This window comes from Spirillospora sp. NPDC048823 (assembly GCF_043198445.1).
GTDB lineage: Bacteria > Actinomycetota > Actinomycetes > Streptosporangiales > Streptosporangiaceae > Spirillospora.
On sequence record NZ_JBICUT010000011.1, the window covers coordinates 187,048 to 205,524 of the forward strand.

Sequence of the window (18,477 nt, forward strand, 5' to 3'; positions counted from 1 at the left end):
GACCGTGCGGAGCGCTCGTCAGCAGCCTAGGCGGGGAGCGTGAACGACAGGTTCGCGGCGGAGTGGTGGTGGATTCGCTGGCGGCCGTTGTGGATGCGCATGCGGAAGGACTCGGGGCCGGGACGGTCCGCTTGCCGCCACGCTTCCCAGACGGCCTTAACGGCGTCCCATAGCCGTAGCGGACCGGCTTGCTGGACGCGCCACCCCCCGTCGTCCGGTGCGAGGGTGGCGGCGGAGCCAGATGTGACGTCTGTGACGTGCATGGCATCCCCGGCCGTCACGACTTGCGCGTTGGGGACGGCGAGCTGGGCGAGGAACCGTCCGAAGAAGCCCTCCTCGGTCGCCTCATCGAGGCGTTCCGGGCTATGCCGGACGGGACGGGCCCAGGGCGATTTCAAAGTCGTCGGCGACGGATTGTTGTGACGCTATGTGAGCATGAGTAGTGGGGCTGCGCGGTCGTGGTGCGGCCGATCTTCTGGACGGTTTCGGTGATCTTGGTGATGCCGTTGATGGCCAGGGCGCCGAGGGCGAGGTTGCGCAGGGCGGCGGTGTTGCGGGGGCCGTTGCCCAGGTAGGCCTGCTGGTCGCCTTCTTGCCACACGGTGTCGCGGGGCCGGTGCTCCAGGTTCTCGATCGACCAGTGCCCGCGGGTGCTGGTGTGGAAGTCTGCAAAGCCGACCCGGCAAGAGGCCGATGTGGTCCGAAAGCCGCGCTCCCCTTTAACGTCCCGTGAGAGCACGGCCGCGCAGGGCAACGCTTCACTCGGAAGCCACGGATATGGGGATGGTGGCCACGGCTGTGCTCGGCGATGCCTGCCGATGGTTACGCCACCCACGTCTTAAACACGGCTCGCGTGGTTGTGGAGGGCGTTTAGTTGGAGGCGTAGGGCTAGGCGGGTTTGGGGGGACGACAGGTCTAGCGGGGTTACCTCGGTCATTCTTCGTAGGCGGTAGCGGAGGGTGTTGGGGTGGACGTCCAGGGCCTGTGCCGTGCCCTTCGGGTCGCCGTAGTGGTCGAGCCAGGCGGCGAGCGTGGGGAGGAACGACGTGCCGTGGGTCTCGTCGTGGGTGCGTAGGGCGGGGAGGGGGCCGCCGAGCAGGCCGAAATCGGTTCCCATGGCTTTGCGGGCGCGTTCGAGCACTACGGCGTCCCAGGCGTCCTCCAGCAGGATCAGGCCGGGGGTGAGGCGGCCCGGCGTGACGAGGGCGGCCAGTTCGGCGGCTTCGGCTCGGGAGCGGGGGAGTTCGGTGTGGGAGTCGGCGGGGCCGCCCGCCGTTGCGTACAGGTTGGGGTCGTGTGCGCGGACCTGGGTGAGGACGTGGTGCAGCCAGGGCATCGATCCGGCGTCCGTCGCGTGCGGGCGGTCGGTCAGGACGGCGTAGAGGGCGTCGTCGAGGTCGACGAGGAGGGGGCGGTGCCAGCCGAAGCGGTGGGTGATCGCGTCCCACAGGTCGAGGTGTTGCCGGGTGTCCTCGGGTTCGCCGAGGGTTGCGAGGGCCACCACCCGCCAGGGCGGGGTGGGGGCGGTGACCTCGGCGCCGTCGCGGAGAGCGGCGCGGAGCTGGTCGTCCGACACCCGGCGGGCCACCCCCGCCTCGGCGCGCAGGCGCAGCAGGTGCAGGGCCAGGACGGACGCCAGGTCGGTGAGCCGCTGGACGCGGTCCGGCGGGATCGGCGTGCGGGCCACGGCCCAGATCGAGCCGAGCCATTCGCCGCCGGCCCGGACGGGGATGACGAGGCGGGGCAGCATGCCGTCCGGGCCCTCGGGGACGAGGACGGGGTCGCTTGAGCGGGCCAGTCTGCGGAAGACGCCGGAGGCGCGGAGGTGCGCGGTGACCTGGGGCGGTACGCGGCGTCCCACGATGGTGGAGACGCGGGCCGGGTCGGTGGTGTCCTGGCGGCCCGAGTACGCGAGGACGCGTGAGCGGGCGTCCTCGATGGTCACCGGCGCGTCGGCGATCTCGGCGGCCGTGTCGGCGAGCGCGTACAGGTCGTTGTGGACGCCCTGCGCGCCGGGCGGCCCCGGGAGGGGCGCGTAGGCGCGGTCGATGGCGCCGCGCACGAGCCAGACGACGTGCGTCCAGGACGTGTCGGGCTGCAGTTCGATGAGCGCCGGCCGCAGCCTTCTCGCGGCCGCCGTGACCTCCGGGGCGCCGGCCAGGGGAGCTTTCAGGACGACGCCGTCCGCGCCCGCCGCGTCGGCCCGTTCGAGGAGGGCGACGGCGGCGGCCGGGCCGGTCACGCCGACGCCGAGGACGATCTCGCCCGGCTGCCCGGCCGGTTCGCCCGGTTCGGCCAGGACGACGTCGTGCACCTGCGCGTCGTGGCCGTCCACGACCATCCGCAGCAGCCCCGGGCCGAGGGATTCGACGAGGTCGGTCAAGCTGATCATCCGGCGTCCCCCTTGTGCTTTTCACACTATGCGGCTCGCCTCGGTTGGCCGAACGCGACAGAGACTCCGTTCCTGTGGCGGGCGACCATCGAAGTGTCGTTCATCACAAGGGGAGGAAGGCATGGCTCTCGACACGCGTCCGGGCCGAGTCGCCGTCGTAGGCGCCGGGATGGTCGGTCTGTCCACCGCCTGGTTCCTGCAGGAGCACGGCGCCGACGTCACCGTGTTCGACCGGCGGGACGTGGCCGCGGGTGCGTCGTGGGGCAACGCCGGCTGGCTGACCCCCGGCCTGGCGACGCCGCTTCCCGAGCCGGCCGTCCTCTCCTATGGCGTGCGCGCGGTGCTCAGCCCGTCGTCGCCGGTCTACGTCCCGCCGAGCGCCAGCCCGCGCCTGCTCAGGTTCCTCGCCGGGTTCGCCCGGAACAGCACGGCGCCCCGGTGGCGGCGCGCGATGGAGTCGCTGGTGCCCATCAACGACCGGGCACTGCCGAGCTACGACGCGCTGATCGAGGGCGGCGTCAGGGCGAAGACCAACGACGCCCGGTCGTTCCTCGCCGCGTACCGGACGGCCGATGAGCGCCGCGTGCTGCTGGAGGAGATCGAGCACATCCGCGAGGCCGGGCAGACCCTGGAGTACGAGGTTCTCAGCGGGTACGAGGCGCGCGGGGTCGAGCCCGCCCTGTCCGACGAGATCGGCGCGGCGGTCGTGCTGCGAGGGCAGCGTTTCATCGACCCCGGCGAGTTCGTGCACGCCCTCGCCGACTCCGTCCGCGACCGGGGCGGCAAGATCCGGGTGGGCGCGGACGTCGGCGACATCCGCGACGAGCCCGGCGGCGTCGCCGTCCGCACGACGGGCAACGACTTCGAGACGTTCGACACGGTGGTCATCGCGAGCGGTGTGTGGCTCGGTGAACTCGCCCGGCGCTTCGGTGTCGGCGCCCTCGTGCAGGCCGGTCGCGGCTACAGCTTCAGCGTGCCGGTGGACCGCGTCCCGGACGGCCCGGTGTACTTCCCGTCCCAGCGGGTGGCGTGCACGCCGCTGGGCGACCGGCTGCGCGTGGCCGGGATGATGGAGTTCCGCCGTCCCGACGCGCCGCTCGACCCGCGCCGGATCAAGGCGATCGTCGAGGCCGTCCGACCGCTGCTGCGCGGCGCCGACCTGGACGACCGGCGCGACGAGTGGGTCGGGTCGCGTCCCTGCACCCGGGACGGCCTGCCCCTGATCGGCGCGACCCGGTCGCCGCGGGTCTTCGCCGCGGGCGGGCACGGCATGTGGGGCATCACGCTCGGACCCGCCACCGGGCGCCTCCTCGCCGACCAGATCGTCACCGGCGAGCGGCCCCCGGAGCTCGCCCCCTTCAGCCCACTCCGCTGACGACCTGGGGGTTTGGGCGGTTCCGACGCTTTCGTCCGGACGGGACGTTCCGGCGCGCTACCTTCACTGGGTGATCTGGACACCCCAGTGGCGGGAGGGACGCCGATGGACGAGGTGCGCACGGCCACCGCACCGCTGACCACCGCACCGCTGACCACCGTGCCGCTGACCCGGGCGCAGAGGGTCCTGGCCGGGGTCGGCGGGCTGTTCTTCGCCGGGCTCGCCGCCCTGGGCGGCTACGGCTCGTTCGCCTCCGTCCGGGACGTCGCCGAGCCGTGGTTCGGTGCCCAGGCGTGGATCGTCCCCGCCGGGGTCGACCTCGGCATCCTCGCCCTGGTCTCGGTCGCGCTGCTGCTGGAATGGCTGGCCATGCCGATGCCAGCGCTGCGCTGGATGGCGTTCGCGTTCACCGGCGCCACGGTCTGGCTGAACGTGTCGGCCGCGCACGGCGACGCGACCGGAATGGTGATGCACGCCGCCATGCCGATCCTGTTCATCACGTTCATCGAGGCCGTCCGGCACGCCATCCGCCGCCGCGCCGGCATCGCCGCCGGAACCGTCCGCGAAGGCATTCCGGTCGCCCGCTGGCTGCTCGCCCCGTTCTCGACGTTCCGGCTGTGGCGCCGCATGGTCCTGTGGCAGATCACCTCCTACCCGCAGGCCCTCGTCGCCGAACAGCGCCGCCGCCACGCCCTCGCCCTCCTCGGCGACCACTACGGCCGCACGTGGAAGACCGACGCCCCCGCCGACATCGTCTGGATGCTGTCCGACGGTGTCATGCTCGACCAGGCGTTCACCCGCGTCAGCGAACTCACCGCACCGAAACCCGAGAAAGAGGACGTCCCGGCGCCACCTCCCCGCCGCCGACCGCAGCGCAAGGCCCCGCCGCGCAAACCGGCCCGGCAGCAGATCCCGCGCAGCGTCGCCACCGACAACGAGGCCCGCGCCCTGTCCATCATCGACGCCGAACCCGGCATCACCGGCGCCGAACTGGGACGGCGGCTCGACATCAGCTCCCGCCAGGGCCAGCGCCTCCTCAGCCGCCTGACCCGCCCCGCCCCGGCCTCGACGTCTCAGGCGTCCTGAGCCGTCACCTTTCCTCCTCGTGCTCCGTCAATGCGGTGAACCCACGAGGAGGAGAGATCGTGAGCAAGCTGGACATGACCCCGATGTACGTGATGCACGACGCGCTGAGGCGTGAACTGGAGCACCTCGCCAAGGCCACCGCCCGCATGACCGGCGACCCTCGCCGCGTCCTGGCCGCGGCCGCCGGATGGGAGCTGTTCAAGAAGTCACTGCACATCCACCACACGTCCGAGGACGACGCCCTCTGGCCGGTCATGCGCGAAACCCTCGCGTCCCGTCCCGACGATTTGGCCCTCCTGAACGCGATGGAGGAAGAGCACGCCGCCGTCGACCCCATCATCGAGGCCATCGACTCGGGCACCGACCCCCTGGGCGACCTGGTGGACGCCTTGACGACGGCTCTCACCGCCCACCTCAAGCACGAGGAGAAGGAGGCGCTGCCGCTGATGGAGGCCACCCTGACCCTCGAACAGTTCCAGCACTTCGGCCAGGTCCACGGCAGCCGGGTCGGCCCCGACGGCCCGCGCATCTTCCCGTGGCTCCTGGACGGCGCGAGCGACGAGGTGACCGCCAAGATGCTCGCCGCGCTGCCCGACCCGGTCCGCGCCACCTTCGAGACCGACTGGCGCCCCGCCTACAACGCCCTCGACCGCTGGGCGACCTCCTAACCCCGCTCACCCGGCGTGCCCGCACCCCCGGGCACGCCGGACGGTGAGGTCAGAGGTTGATCATGTGGCCGGCCAGGCCGTGGACGGCTTCCTTCATGGCCTCGCCGAGGGTGGGGTGGGCGTGGACGTTGCGGGCCACCTCGTTGACGGTGAGGTCCCACTGCTGCGCCAGGGTCAGTTCGGGCAGGAGTTCGGTGACCTCCGGGCCGATCATGTGGGCGCCGAGGATCTCGCCGTACTTGGCGTCGCTGATCACCTTGACGAACCCGTCGCCCTCGCCCATGCCGAGCGCCTTGCCGTTCGCGCTGTAGGGGAACTTGGCGGTCTTGACGTCGTAGCCCCGCTCCTTGGCCTGCGCCTCCGTCCAGCCGAAGCTCGCGACCTGCGGCTGGCAGTACGTGGCGCGGGGGATCATCACGTACTCCAGCTCCATCGTCTCGGCGTCGCCGATGGTCTCGGCCGCGACGACGCCCATCGCCTCGGCGGCGTGCGCGAGCATCAGCTTCGCGGTCACGTCGCCGATGGCGTAGATGTGCGGGACGGACGTGCGGCAGCGGCCGTCCACGTCGATGGCGCCGCGCTCGGTGAGCCGGACGCCGGTCTTCTCCAGCCCGTAGCCCTCCACGTTCGGCTGGAACCCGATCGCCTGGAGCACCTTGTCGGCCTCGATGACCTGCTGGGCGCCGTCCTTGCCGGTGACGGTGACCTTCACCTTGCCGCCGGAGTCGTCGATGGCGTCCACGCGGGTGGAGGTCAGCACGTCCACGCCGAGCTTGCGGTACCGCTTCGCCAGCTCCTTGGACACGTCCGCGTCCTCGTTCGGGACCATCCGGTCGAGGAACTCGACGATCGTGACCTTCACCCCGTAGTTGTGCAGGATGTAGGCGAACTCGACGCCGATGGCGCCCGCGCCCGCGATGACGATGCTCTCGGGCAGCTCGGAGCTGAGGATCTGCTCCTCGTAGGTGACGACGCGTTCGGACAGCTCCGTGCCCGGCAGCAGCTTGGTGTGCGCGCCGGCCGCGATGATGCAGCTGCCGAAGGTGACGGTCTCGCTGGAGCCGTCCGCCCGGTCGACCCGCAGGGTGTTCGGGTCGGTGAACGTGCCCCGGCCGTCATAGGACGTGATCTTGTTCTTCTTCATCAGGAACTGGACGCCCTTGACGAGCTTGTCCGACACCTGGCGGCTGCGCTGGTGGGCGACGCCGTAGTCGAACGAGACCCGCCCCTCGACGTTGATGCCGAAGGTCTGCTGCTCCCGGGTGAAGATGTGCGCCAGTTCGGCGTTGCGCAGCAGCGCCTTCGAGGGGATGCAGCCGACGTTGAGGCAGACCCCGCCCCAGTACCGCTCCTCGATGATCGCCGTCTTCAGCCCGAGCTGTGCCGACCGGATCGCGGCGACATATCCACCCGGGCCCGCGCCCAGGACCACGACGTCAAAGTGTTCGCTCATATCCATGGACGATATTCGGCGCCGCCGTTACTCGCATCCCGGCGGCGCGGGGGACCCGTTCCGGATGGGTGCCGTTCGTGAGGCGGATGTCACCTGCTGTTAGTGTTTCAGTGGCCTTCCGCTGGTCAGTGATCCCGGAAGGCGGGGCGGCGCGCGAGCGGCGCGAGCCCCTACCGTCCCGGCCGTGGAGCCCGGTGGCGTCCCACGAGGAACCGCCCGTCGAGCCGATGGAACACCGTGCCACGGCCCGGTCGTTGTCCCCGTCCTGAGCTGAGTGGAGGAAAGACGAGTGCGGATCCCGAAGCGCGTCAACACCGTCCTGGACTGGATGGAGCAGCACTATCCCGCGCTCGGTGTGGTCGTCGCGCTGGTCGTGGTCGCGCTGCTGGCGACCCTCGTACCGTCGTCGGTGGGCGTCCCGGCCGCCTGCTTCATCCTGGGGCTCGCCGCAGGTGGTCTCGTCGTGCACGTGCGGTCGAGCCGCCGCGTGGCCCGGGCCCGCGCCGAGATGGACAACCTGCTGCGTGAGAACGGTGCGCTGCGGCACCGCAACACCGTCCTCGCCAGCGGCGTGATCGCCCGGGAGGCGCAGGAGACGCAGGCGCTCGTGGCGATCCCCGAGGACGACCTGCTCGACGGGGACGGGGCCGGGGACGGGAACACGCAGAGCACCGCAACCCTCGACGAGCTCCTGGGCGGTGATCCGCAGAGCACCGACGAACTGCCCGACGAGTTCGGCGACCCCGGCGAAGCCGGCGAGGCGGACGACGGCGCCGTCGACCGGCGCGACGACGATCCCCAGCGCACCATCGTCCTCACCGAGCTGCCGGACGATCTCTTCGCCGAGGTCGCCGAGGACGCCGAGGACACGGCGAGGAACTCCCGGAGGGCGTGACCGCGCCGTTCCCCTGAGTGATCGGGAGCCCGTGACCGGAGTTAGCTTTACCGATCTTCGGGCAGGTGGAGCCCGTGGGGACGCCGACGAACGCACACTCCGGAGATGGGCCGGTCCGGGACGGCGCCGGTGTGAACATGACGAAGGACGAGTCCGATCCCGAGGCCGTCCGCAAGGCCGTCGTCGCGTCCGCGATCGGGAACTGCATCGAGTGGTTCGACTTCGGCGTGTTCAGCGCCGGGGTGATGACGGCGATCGTCGGCAACGTGTTCTTCCCGGGCGGCGAGTCCGGTGCGACACTGCGCTCGTTCGCGCTGATCGCGGCGGCGTTCATCGCCCGTCCGTTCGGTGGGCTGTTCTTCGGCCCTATGGGCGACAAGCTGGGCCGCAAGCGGGTGCTGGCCGCCACGATCCTGCTGATGTCGGGTTCCACGTTCCTGATCGGGGTGCTGCCCGGATACGACACGATCGGGATCGCGGCGCCGCTGCTGCTGCTCGGCGTCCGGCTGGTCCAGGGTTTTTCGACGGGCGGCGAGTACGGCGGCGCCGCCACGATGATCGCCGAGTACGCGCCGACGCACCGGCGCGGGTTTTTCGGCAGCTTCCTGGAACTCGGCACGCTGGTCGGCTACATCCTGGGGGCGGGGCTCGTCTTCGGCATGGACCTGCTGCTCAGCGAGGAGGCGATGTACGGCTGGGGCTGGCGGATCCCGTTCCTGATCGCGCTCCCGCTCGGCGTCGTCGGCCTCTACGTCCGGACGCGCATCGAGGACACCCCCACCTTCCAGCGCATGGAGGAGGCGGGCCAGAAGTCCCAGTCGCCGCTGAAGGACACGCTGACGCACTACTGGCGCGTCATCCTGATGCTGATCGGGATCGTGTTCCTGCTGAACGTGGCGGACTACACGCTGCTGACGTTCATGCCGTCCTACCTCGTCGACTACCTGGAGATGAACGACAACACGGCGCAGTTCATCACCATCGGGGTCGAGGCGGCGATGATCACGGTGATCGTCCCGCTGGGCGCGCTGTCGGACCGGATCGGCCGCAAACCGCTGCTGATCACCGCGGCGGTCGGCTACATCGTGCTGGCGTGGCCGGCGTTCGCGCTCATGCAGACCGGCGACCCGCTCGGCGTGGCGGCCGGCTACACCATCATCGGCGGTCTGCTGGTGCTGATCCTCGCGGTGATCGCGGCGACGTTCCCGGCGATGTTCCCGACCAGGGTGCGATACGGCGCGTTCGCGATCGGCTACAACATCTCCACGTCGCTGTTCGGCGGGACGGCGGCCGTGCTGATCGGCTCGATGATCGACTTCACGGGGTCCAACTACATTCCCGCGTTCTACATCATGTTCGCCGCGATGGTGGCGCTGTACCCGATCCTCAAGATCCCGGAAACGGCCAGGGTGCCGATCGAGGAGGCCGGGGAGAAGCTCGCCCCGGAACCGGCGGGTTCCGGGGCGAGGTAGCGCGCGAAGGGTCATGGCTCCTTGCGATCAATAGATCACCGTCTGTAGCCTCGCCGTTCGGTGCCGCCCGGCCGAAGGAGAGGGGACGACATGCCCGTCTGGGGAGACGACCCGGCGGTGCTCCGCTGCGACCACCGTCCACCAGCCCCCACCCACCCAGCCTCCACGCGCCCAGCCCCCGCCCGGATCCGCCCGGCGGCCGAGGTGCTCGGCTGGAGCCGCCGCCTGCTCCAGCCGGCCCTGCGCGACGCGGTCGAGACCCTGCCGGAGGCGGCACGCGGCATCGCCGCCTACCACTTCGGCTGGCGCGACGAGCGGGGCCGGCCCGCCGCGGACGGGGGCGGCAAGACGATCCGTCCCGCGCTGACGCTGCTGGCGGCGGAGGCGGTCGGCGGTACGGCCGCCGCCGCGCTGCCCGCGGCCGTCGCGGTCGAGCTGGCGCACAACTTCTCGCTCCTGCACGACGACGTGATGGACGGCGACCTCACCCGCAGGCACCGGCCGACCGCCTGGAGCGTCTTCGGCGCCAACGCCGCGGTCCTGGCGGGGGACGCACTGCTCGCCGCCGCCTTCGAGGCGCTCGCCGGCGAGCCGTCCCCGGTCGTCGCCCCCGCCGTCCGGAGCCTCAGCCGGTCCGTCCTCGACCTGATCGCGGGCCAGGGCGCCGACCTCGCCTTCGAGGGACGCTCCGACGTGACGCTCGACGAATGCCTGGCCATGGCGGGCCGCAAAACCGGTGCGCTGCTCGGCGCGGCCTGCGCGCTGGGCGCGGCCTACGGCGGCGGCACCACCGATCAGAGTGTCCGCCTGCGCGCCTTCGGTGAACGGCTCGGCCTCGCGTTCCAACTCGTGGACGACCTGCTCGGCATCTGGGGCGACCCGGAGGTCACCGGCAAACCCGTCCACTCCGACCTGCACAGCCGCAAGAAGTCGCTGCCCGTGGTCGCCGCCCTCACCTCGGCCACCCCCGCCGGCGACGAACTCGCCGCGCTGTACCTCCGCGACGACGCACTCACCGGCGACGACCTCTCCCGTGCCGCCGCCCTCGTCGACGCCGCCGGCGGCCGCACCTGGGCCGCCACCCAGGCCGCCGCCCTCCTCACCCAGGCCGTCGCCGCCCTCGACGCCGCCGGCCTGGTTCCCGCCGCCGCCGCCGAACTCCGGACCCTCGCCCGCCTCATCGCCCACCGGGATCACTGACGCGGCCTGTACCGCTGCCGTGCCCCTGGATCCCGCCGACCCAGGACGTCGCCGAGAACGGTCCCCGCGCGGTCAGCGCCCCGAGACCGGCGCGTACTGCGTCCAAGCGCGAGGGCGGAACGATGAAGCCGCCCTCGTGATCGATCATTTGTTCGAGTAGTGTTCGTGCCGTGCAGGCGAACCGGGCGGGCAGCACCCGCGAACACGTGCCGTTCCTGTGCCCGGCCGGGCATCGGCTGGACGGGGGGCGGGTCCTGGTCGGCTGGTCGCCGTGCGTGTGCCCGCCCTGCGACGAGCGGGGCCGCGGCCTGCGCGGCCACCGGACCTACCTCTGCCTCGACTGCAAGGACGAGCACGTCACGACCAAGTGCTACCTGCCCCACCACGTCCCTGCCAGGGGTGCCGCGTACCGCTGGCCGTGACGCGGGTCCCGCCGCGCGGACGCCCTGCCCCGGCGGCCGGTCTCCGTCAGACGCCGCGTTCCTGGGCGACCTGCGCGCGGACGGCCGGTACGACCTCCTCGGCGAAACGCCTGATCTGTTCCCGTGCCGCCCTGCCGTGGTCAGCCCTTGATCTGCGTCCAGGCCTGGGCCCAGCGGGAGTACTCGACGCACGTGTTGCCGCGGTCGTCCCCGCAGTCCTTCACCGGGGTCTTCCAGAACGCGAGGCGCTTGTAGAACTCGGGGTCGCCCACGTGGTAGGTCGAGCAGAAGCCCTTCGCGGTGTACTTGCACGCCTCGGGGTTGGCGGGCGCCTCACCGAACCACTGCGCGACCTCGGCCTGCACCTTCGGCTCCGTGATCCAGTTCATCCACTTGTACATGCAGGTGGGATGCTTGGCCTTCGACGAGATCATCCAGGTGTCGGACCATCCGGTCGCGCCCTCCGACGGGAGGGTCGTCGCGACCGGCGTCTTCTCGGCGAGCGCGAGGTTCGCGGTGACCTGCCATGCGGTCCCGGCGTAGTTGTAGCCGCTCTTGAACGACTGGAGTTCGTCCAGGTAGTTCGCCCAGTACTGGTTGACCATCGGGCGCTGCTGCTTCAGCAGGTCGACCGCGGCCTCGAACTGCTTCTCGTCCAGTTCGTACACGTCGGTGATCCCCAGGTCGGGGCGGTGCGCCTTGAGGTAGAGCGCGGCGTCGGCGATGTAGATGGGGGAGTCGTAGGCGACGACGTGCCCGGCGGCCGGGGAGTCCTTCTCCCACACCACGCTCCAGGACGTGGGGCGCTGCGGGATCTTGTCGGTGCGGTACATGAGCATGTTCGCGCCGTAGCCGTGCGGGACGCCGTACATCTGGCCGCCGACGGAATTGTACGGCTGGTTCTTCAGGTAAGGGGCGATGTCGCCGTAGTTGGTGAGCAGCCCCGTGTTGACCGGCGCGACCAGCCCGCCGTAGATGAGGCGCAGGCTCGCGTCGCCGGACGCGGAGACGCCGTCGTACCGCCCGGTCTTCATGAGCGCGACCATCGAGTCGGACGTGTCGGCCACCTTCGTGTGGACCTTGCAGCCGGTCGCCTTCGTGAACGGGGTGACCCAGTCGACGGTCTTGTCGCTGGAGCCGTCCTCGGCGTACCCCGTCCAGGCGACGAGGTCGAGCCGGCCTTCGGGAGGGCCGACCTGCTGCAGCATCGGGATGTCGGGCGGCGCGGCGCGTTCCGCGGGGCCGTCGCTGCACGCGGCGGTCAGCGCGGCGACCGTGGACAACGCGCCCACGGCGAGCGCGCCACGCGACCACCCGGTGCGGGACCGTCGGGGGAGCTTTTCTGTCGCGGGTGGAGTACGAGCCATCACGGTGAGGCATCGTAGGGGTATTTCGGACCGTCCGTGCGTACAAACTGTGATGATTCGGAAACTGTCGACACATGGCGGCGTACCGATCTAGGCTCTTCTCCGTCCCGTGCGGCCCCTCCGGCTCCGCGCGCACCCCCGTCCCCCGTCCCCGCCGCCCCCGTCGTCCATACGAGTGAAGGTTCAGTCGCAGTGCCAAAACGAGGCCGCCCCGCGGAACCGGCCGCCGATGACCGGCGCGCTCCCAAGGCCGGGCGGTTGCGCTCCATCCGCTTCAAGGTCGTTCTCATGGTCACCGTGTCGGTGGTCTCGCTCGGCGGGCTGTGGGCCTTCGCCGCGAGCATCGCCCTCGGGGAGGGCCTCAACCTCCGGCACGTCAAGACCGTCCAGGACCACTACGGGTACCCGTCCGGCGCGCTGGGCAGCGCGCTGCAGGCCGAGCGGCGGCTGACCCTGGTCTACCTCGGCAGCGCCGCGGAGGGCGACCGGGCCGCGATGGAGTCCGGCCGGCTGGTCACCGACAGGCAGGCCGACCTGTTCCGCCGGCTGGCGGGCGACGAGGGCGCCCGCGCCGCCGCGCCCGCCGGCGCCCGCGGGCTCGCCGACCGGATCCTCACCGAGCTGGACGGCCTCGACGACCGGCGCCGCGCCATCGACACCGGCAAGACCGGCCGGGGACGCGCGTTCACCGACTACACCGCCCTGCTCACCGACGTCGGATCCCTGCAGGGCTCGCTCGCCACGCTGGACAACTCGCAGGTCGCCAAGGACGCCCGCAACGAAGCGGCGCTGGCCCGCGCCCGCGAGGCCCTCGCGCAGGAGGACGCGCTCCTCGCCGGCGTCCTCGCCGCCGGGCGGATGACGCCCGACGAGCACGCCCGTTTCATCCAGCTCGTCGGGACGCAGCGCGCCCTCTACGAGTTCGCGGCGTCCGAGCTGCGCTCCGCGGACCAGACCTACTACCAGCGCGTCGTCGGGATGCCCGAGTACGGCCGGCTCCGGACGCTGGAGGACCGCTTCGTCGAGTCCGGCCGGCTGTCCAAGTCCGCGACCGGCTCCGGTGTGCTGTGGAAGACGACCGTCGGATCCAACCTGACCCGGCTGCGCGGCCTGGAGCTGGCGGTGTCGGCGGGCGCCGAGAAGCGCGCCGAGCCGATCGCCGACGGCATCATCACCCGCGTCGTCGTCGCCGGCGTGCTGGGGCTGCTCGCCGTCGCCGCCTCGCTGGTCATCGCGGTGTGGGTCGCGCGCTCGGTCATCCGGGAGCTGGCGCGGCTGCGCCGCGAGGCGATCGACCTGGCCGACGTCCGGCTGCCCGGAGTGATCCGGCGGCTGCGCCGCGGCGAAGAGGTCGACGTGGCCGCCGAGGCGCCGCCGCTGTCGTTCGGCACCCGGGAGATCGCCCAGGTCGGCGACGCGTTCAACGCCGCGAGGCGGACCGCGATCCAGGGCGCGGTCGAGGAGGCCGTGCTCCGCCGCAACGTCAGCGACGTGTTCGTCAACCTCGCCCGGCGCAGCCAGACGCTGCTGCACCGCCAGCTCAAGCTGCTGGACTCGATGGAACGCCGCATCGAGACGCCCGACGACCTCGAAGACCTGTTCCGCGTCGACCACCTCGCCACCCGCATGCGCCGGCACGCCGAGGGCCTGATCATCCTGTCCGGGCAGGCGCCGGGACGCGGCTGGCGCAGCCCGGTCGCGATCGTGGACGTCGCCCGCGCCGCCGCGTCCGAGGTCGAGGACTACACCCGGGTCAACGTCACGCCGATGGCGCGCGCCGCGATCGTCGGGCCCGCCGTCGCCGACGTCATCCACCTGCTCGCCGAGCTGATCGAGAACGCCACCGCCTTCTCGCCGCCGCACACCACCGTCCAGGTGCACGGGCAGGCCGTCTCGCACGGCTTCACCCTGGAGATCGAGGACCGCGGCCTCAGCATGGACGAGCTGAACCTCGCCGCCGCCAACGAGCGGCTCGCCACCGCCGCCGAGTTCGACCTGTCCGACAGCACGCAGCTCGGCCTGTTCGTCGTCGCCCGGCTCGCCCGCCGGCACGGCATCAAGGTCACGCTGCGGACGTCCCCGTACGGCGGGATGACCGCGATCGTGCTGCTGCCCGAAGACCTCGTCGCCCCCGACGACGGCGACCCGGGGCAGCCCGCGCCGGCGCTCGCGACGCGCCGTGCCGAGGACGCGCTCGTCCCCGTCGGCACGGTCGTCGGCGGGCGGCACGCCCTCAAGGCCGCGCCGCCCGTCCAGCCCGACCGATTCGCGGAACCCGCGCAATCCGCGCAATCCGTGCCGTCCGCCCAAGCCGCCCCCGAGCCGAGAGTGCCGCGCTCGCCCCGGGAGGTGCGACGGCGCTCCGCCGGATCCGGTGCCGCTCCGCGGCCGGCGCTGCCCAAGCGCGTCCGGCAGGAGAACATGGCGTCCCAGTTGCGCGACGCGCCCGCCGCGCCGCAGCCCGCCGCGGAGCCGCGCGCCACCCGGACACCCGAGGAACTCCGGGCGATGATGTCGTCCATCCAGCAGGGCGTGCGGCGCGGCCGCGCCGAGGCCCTCGACAACGACGAGGACATGTGACGGGCCATGACGGGTCCTGGCAGCCAGTGGCTCGATGACGAGGCCGGGCCGATCGTCCGCTCGTACGCGCTGACCCGCGGCCGGGCCAGGTCGGCGACCGGCGAGCCGTTCGACATGATCACGATGGTGTCGACCCTGGCGCAGCCCAGGTCGGGCTCGCCCGGCATCGGCCCCGAGCACCTCGACATCCTGGAGATGTGCCTGCGGCCGCAGCCGGTGGCGGAGATCGCCGCGCGGCTGCGGCTCCCGCTGGTCGTCGTCCGCGTGCTTCTCGGCGATCTGCTGCACCACCGGCTCATCACCGCCACCCGTCCCCAACCGGAGAGCGGCACGCTCTCCAAGGAACATTTGCTGAGGGAAGTGCTCGATGGTCTCCAAGCCCTCTGAAGAACCGGGGTCCGCCGAGGACGCGGTACCGGTCCCGGCCGCCCCCGTCGCGGTGAAGATCCTCGTCGCCGGGGGATTCGGGGTCGGCAAGACGACGCTGGTCGGCGCCGTCAGCGAGATCCGGCCCCTGCAGACCGAGGAACTGCTCACCGACCGGGGCGTCGGCGTCGACGACACCGCCGGCGTCGAGCAGAAGACCACCACGACCGTCGCGATGGACTTCGGCCGCATCACGATCCGCGACGGGCTCGTCCTGTACCTGTTCGGCACGCCCGGCCAGGACCGGTTCTGGTTCATGTGGGACGAGCTGTCGTTCGGCGCGCTCGGCGCCGTCGTCCTCGCCGACACGCGCCGCCTCGCCGACTGCTTCCCCGCCGTCGACTACTTCGAGAACCGCGGCCTGCCGTTCGTCATCGGCGTCAACTGCTTCGACGACGGCTACGACTACACGGCCGAGGAGATCCGGGAGGCGCTCGACGTCGGCAGCGGTGCGCCCGTCGTCCTCTGCGACGTCCGCGACCGCGCGTCCGGCAAGGAGGTCCTGACCACGCTGGTGAAGCACCTCCTGGCCGTGCACGAGCAGCAGAGCCGGGCGGACGTGCCGGCGCTGTAGGCTTCCGCCGAGATGCACAGGACACGCGCGCGGCTGTCGGACGGCCGCGAGATCGTCTACTACGACGAGGCGCCGGGCCGGACGCCCGTCCCCGACCCGCGCGGGCTCCCGCCGGTCGAGCCCGTCTGCGAAGTGCGCCGCGACCCGCTGACCGGCGACCGCGTGACCATCACCGCGCACCGCAACACCCGGACGTTCCTGCCGCCCGCCGACCAGTGCCCGCTGTGCCCGGGCGGCCCCGCCTCGGAGATCCCCGACCCGTCCTACGACGTCGTGGTGTTCGAGAACCGCTTCCCGTCCTTCGACGCCCGCACACCGCCCGTCCCGCCCATGATCGACGGTGTCGAGCGGGCGCGCGGGGACGGACGCTGCGAGGTCGTGTGCTTCACCGACGACCACTCCGCGTCGATGCCGCTGCTGCCCGTCTCCCGCGTCCGCACCGTCATCGACGCGTGGGCGGACCGCACCGCCGAACTGTCCGCGCTCCCCGGCGTCCGGCAGGTGTTCGTGTTCGAGAACCGCGGTGTCGAGATCGGCGTGACCCTGCACCACCCGCACGGGCAGATCTACGCCTACCCGTTCGTCACGCCCCGTACCGAACGGATGCTCGCCCAGGCCGCCGCCCACGGCGACCTGTTCGGCGACGTGCTGAAGGCCGAGGCGGCGGGCGGCCGCGTCGTCCTCTCCGGCGAGCACTGGACGGCCTACGTCCCCGCCGCCGCACGCTGGCCCGTCGAGGTGCACCTCATGCCGCACCGGCACGTCCCCGACCTCGCCGCCCTGGACTCCGCCGAACGCGACGAACTGGCCGTCCTCCACCGCGACCTGCTGCGCCGCTGCGACGCCCTCGACGACGACCCGCTCCCGTACGTCGCCGGCTGGCACCAGGCGCCCGTCGGCGACGGCCGCGACCTCGTCCGCCTCCACCTGGAGCTGTTCTCCGTCCGCCGCGCCCCCGGCAAGATCAAGTATCTGGCGGGCTCGGAGTCGGGCATGGCGGCGTGGATCAACGACGTCCGGCCGGAGGACATGGCCGCCCGCCTCCGCGACGTCGCCGCCGCCTGACCGTCACTGGCGGCGGAGCGTCCGGGTGATCCCGGCCGCGATCGTCGTCGCGAGCACCCACCCAGTGATGATCAGCGTGTAGGCGAGCCACTGGTGGCCGCCGGTCGGCTTGAACGCCTTCTCCTGCCCGAAGTCGATGATGGGCAGCATCAGGTCGAGCGTGTAGAACAGCGCGTTGAACGGGGGATGCTCATCCGCCTTCAGCGGCGCCGGATGACGCACCCCGAACACCGTCGTGCCGACGGCCAGCAGCCCGGCCAGCCAGCCCGCCGCCCGCTTGGGCCGGAAGCCGTACCCGACCGTCACGTCCTGCAGGTAGCCCCACAGCCGGGCGTACCACGGACGCGTCGAGCGGTGCCGGCGCTGCTTGGCGAGCTGCACGTTCCGCGCGGCGCGGTCGTCCCCGGCCTGCAGGTAGGCGGCGGCGAGCTGCTCGTACGCGTGCGGGACGTAGCCTTCCGCGTCGCGCTCCAGCATCGCGATGCGGACCTTCGGGGGGAGCCGCGGGGTGAGCAGGCCGTACGTCAGGCCGTCCAGCCACACCTCGCCGCCGAACGCGCCCGGCGGGACGTGCAGAAGACCGAAACGGCCGCGGAGCAGGTTCACCGCACCGTCGACCCGCCCCTCCCGGAACCACACCTCCCCGATCGAGGAACTCGTCGCCCGCAACGCGCACCCGCCGGGCGCGGACAGCCGCGCCTCCGTGAAGACGAGCAGTCCCGGGATCGTCGCGCCGCGCACGCTGACCTCCCCCTCGAACCGCGCCCGCGTCGCGTTCACGTCCGAGCCGACCGTCAGGTTCTCGCCGTCGAAGACCCTCCCGCCCGGGTTGCGCAGAACGGCGCCCTCCAGGTTCACCGTGCCGGCCACCGACGCGCCGCTCATCCGGACCTCCCCGCGCGCCGCCAGCCCGGGAGCCCAGATGTCGTCCTCGAGAACGGAATGGTTGAGGTGCAGGACCTCCTTGTCCTGCACGCCCTCCCTCCCGAGCCGCGCCCGCTCCATGAAGAAGGCACCGGACAACCGCGCCCCGCCGAGCCGCACCTGCCCCGGCACACGGCAGTCGGTGAGGCGCAGCACCCCGTCCACGCGCAGCGTCGCAGCGTCGAGCCCCGGCAGATGGGACTCACTCAGGTTCACCTGCCGGGCGCGTGCCCCGTACAGGACGGGCGTCTCCTCGAAGTGGCACGCCCTCAGCCCGACCGGATGCTCGATCGTCGCGTACTGCAGGTCCAGCACCCCGGTGATGCGCGCCCCCACCACCCGCAGCGCCGCGACCTCGCCGTCCACCGGCGGGCTCAGCAGCAGCTTGCGCAGCACCCGGGCCCGCACCGTCCGGCCGACGCCCCACGCGTCGCCATGCTCGGGGTCGTCCGTGCCGTCCCGGAGGTCGACCGGCGTCCCGGTGGGGAACGCCCGCCAGATCCGCCGCTCCACGGGTGTCAGATCGATCGGCTCCACGATCCAGGAACCTAGTCCAAACCCACCTGTCCCTTGACGCA

General features: G+C 71.9%; 17 protein-coding genes. 11 read left to right on the plus strand and 6 right to left on the minus strand.

Annotation, left to right across the window (positions count from 1 at the left end; translation table 11 throughout):
* Nucleotides 1-26: 26 nt before the first annotated feature.
* From ACGFK0_RS24940 to ACGFK0_RS24950, 3 genes are all read right to left on the minus strand, one after another.
* Nucleotides 27-398 (minus strand): hypothetical protein, encoded by a 372-nt coding sequence (locus ACGFK0_RS24940; RefSeq protein WP_392908694.1) that lies wholly within the window; start codon nucleotides 396-398, stop codon nucleotides 27-29.
* Nucleotides 395-739, minus strand: a complete 345-nt coding sequence (locus tag ACGFK0_RS24945; RefSeq protein WP_392908696.1) for a hypothetical protein — start codon at nucleotides 737-739, stop codon at nucleotides 395-397. The genes ACGFK0_RS24940 and ACGFK0_RS24945 overlap by 4 nt, the downstream gene beginning before the upstream one ends.
* Before the next feature lie 99 nt (nucleotides 740-838).
* The gene (locus ACGFK0_RS24950; RefSeq protein WP_392908699.1) at nucleotides 839-2,392 is read right to left on the minus strand and encodes a PucR family transcriptional regulator; all 1,554 of its coding nucleotides are present in this window, start codon (nucleotides 2,390-2,392) and stop codon (nucleotides 839-841) included.
* 28 nt (nucleotides 2,393-2,420) lie between these two features.
* On the opposite strand from ACGFK0_RS24950, the gene ACGFK0_RS24955 reads away from it, so the two are divergent.
* The 3 genes from ACGFK0_RS24955 (at nucleotide 2,421) to ACGFK0_RS24965 (ending at nucleotide 5,521) form a co-directional block, all read left to right on the plus strand.
* Entirely contained in the window at nucleotides 2,421-3,767 is a 1,347-nt protein-coding gene (locus tag ACGFK0_RS24955) for an NAD(P)/FAD-dependent oxidoreductase (RefSeq protein WP_392908701.1), read from the plus strand.
* A 105-nt stretch (nucleotides 3,768-3,872) separates the two neighbouring features.
* Complete coding sequence (locus ACGFK0_RS24960; protein ID WP_392908703.1) at nucleotides 3,873-4,853, plus strand: DUF2637 domain-containing protein; 981 nt, start codon at nucleotides 3,873-3,875, stop codon at nucleotides 4,851-4,853.
* A gap of 59 nt (nucleotides 4,854-4,912) precedes the next feature.
* On the plus strand, nucleotides 4,913-5,521 hold the full coding sequence (locus ACGFK0_RS24965; protein ID WP_392908705.1) for a hemerythrin domain-containing protein: 609 nt from the start codon (nucleotides 4,913-4,915) through the stop codon (nucleotides 5,519-5,521).
* A gap of 49 nt (nucleotides 5,522-5,570) precedes the next feature.
* On the opposite strand, the gene lpdA is transcribed toward ACGFK0_RS24965, so the two are convergent.
* Nucleotides 5,571-6,974: a dihydrolipoyl dehydrogenase gene (lpdA, locus tag ACGFK0_RS24970; RefSeq protein ID WP_392908708.1), complete on the minus strand. Its 1,404-nt coding sequence runs from the start codon at nucleotides 6,972-6,974 to the stop codon at nucleotides 5,571-5,573.
* Between the two features lie 289 nt (nucleotides 6,975-7,263).
* On the opposite strand from lpdA, the gene ACGFK0_RS24975 reads away from it, so the two are divergent.
* The 4 genes from ACGFK0_RS24975 (at nucleotide 7,264) to ACGFK0_RS24990 (ending at nucleotide 10,963) form a co-directional block, all read left to right on the plus strand.
* Nucleotides 7,264-7,869: a hypothetical protein gene (locus ACGFK0_RS24975; RefSeq protein WP_392908710.1), complete on the plus strand. Its 606-nt coding sequence runs from the start codon at nucleotides 7,264-7,266 to the stop codon at nucleotides 7,867-7,869.
* 137 nt (nucleotides 7,870-8,006) lie between these two features.
* A complete protein-coding gene (locus tag ACGFK0_RS24980; RefSeq protein WP_392908712.1) occupies nucleotides 8,007-9,341 on the plus strand; it encodes an MFS transporter in 1,335 nt (444 codons plus the stop codon).
* Nucleotides 9,342-9,431: 90 nt separating this feature from the next.
* A complete protein-coding gene (locus ACGFK0_RS24985) occupies nucleotides 9,432-10,541 on the plus strand; it encodes a family 2 encapsulin nanocompartment cargo protein polyprenyl transferase (RefSeq protein WP_392908715.1) in 1,110 nt (369 codons plus the stop codon).
* A gap of 170 nt (nucleotides 10,542-10,711) precedes the next feature.
* Entirely contained in the window at nucleotides 10,712-10,963 is a 252-nt protein-coding gene (locus ACGFK0_RS24990) for a hypothetical protein (RefSeq protein ID WP_392908717.1), read from the plus strand.
* A 140-nt stretch (nucleotides 10,964-11,103) separates the two neighbouring features.
* Here the strand turns inward: ACGFK0_RS24990 and ACGFK0_RS24995 are convergent, their stop codons facing one another.
* Nucleotides 11,104-12,255, minus strand: coding sequence for an ABC transporter substrate-binding protein (locus ACGFK0_RS24995; RefSeq protein ID WP_392908720.1), 1,152 nt, complete (start codon nucleotides 12,253-12,255; stop codon nucleotides 11,104-11,106).
* A 267-nt stretch (nucleotides 12,256-12,522) separates the two neighbouring features.
* Between ACGFK0_RS24995 and ACGFK0_RS25000 the strand changes: the two genes are divergently transcribed.
* From ACGFK0_RS25000 to galT, 4 genes are read left to right on the plus strand one after another with little or no spacing between them, the layout of a single operon-like run.
* Nucleotides 12,523-14,910: a nitrate- and nitrite sensing domain-containing protein gene (locus ACGFK0_RS25000; RefSeq protein WP_392908722.1), complete on the plus strand. Its 2,388-nt coding sequence runs from the start codon at nucleotides 12,523-12,525 to the stop codon at nucleotides 14,908-14,910.
* A 6-nt stretch (nucleotides 14,911-14,916) separates the two neighbouring features.
* Entirely contained in the window at nucleotides 14,917-15,297 is a 381-nt protein-coding gene (locus ACGFK0_RS25005) for a DUF742 domain-containing protein (RefSeq protein ID WP_392908724.1), read from the plus strand.
* On the plus strand, nucleotides 15,278-15,910 hold the full coding sequence (locus tag ACGFK0_RS25010) for an ATP/GTP-binding protein (protein WP_392908726.1): 633 nt from the start codon (nucleotides 15,278-15,280) through the stop codon (nucleotides 15,908-15,910). The genes ACGFK0_RS25005 and ACGFK0_RS25010 overlap by 20 nt, the downstream gene beginning before the upstream one ends.
* A 12-nt stretch (nucleotides 15,911-15,922) precedes the next feature.
* On the plus strand, nucleotides 15,923-16,975 hold the full coding sequence (gene galT / locus ACGFK0_RS25015; RefSeq protein ID WP_392908728.1) for a galactose-1-phosphate uridylyltransferase: 1,053 nt from the start codon (nucleotides 15,923-15,925) through the stop codon (nucleotides 16,973-16,975).
* A 3-nt stretch (nucleotides 16,976-16,978) separates the two neighbouring features.
* Here galT and ACGFK0_RS25020 read toward each other — a convergent pair whose 3' ends face one another.
* Nucleotides 16,979-18,436: a hypothetical protein gene (locus tag ACGFK0_RS25020; RefSeq protein ID WP_392908730.1), complete on the minus strand. Its 1,458-nt coding sequence runs from the start codon at nucleotides 18,434-18,436 to the stop codon at nucleotides 16,979-16,981.
* Between the last annotated feature and the right edge of the window lie 41 nt (nucleotides 18,437-18,477).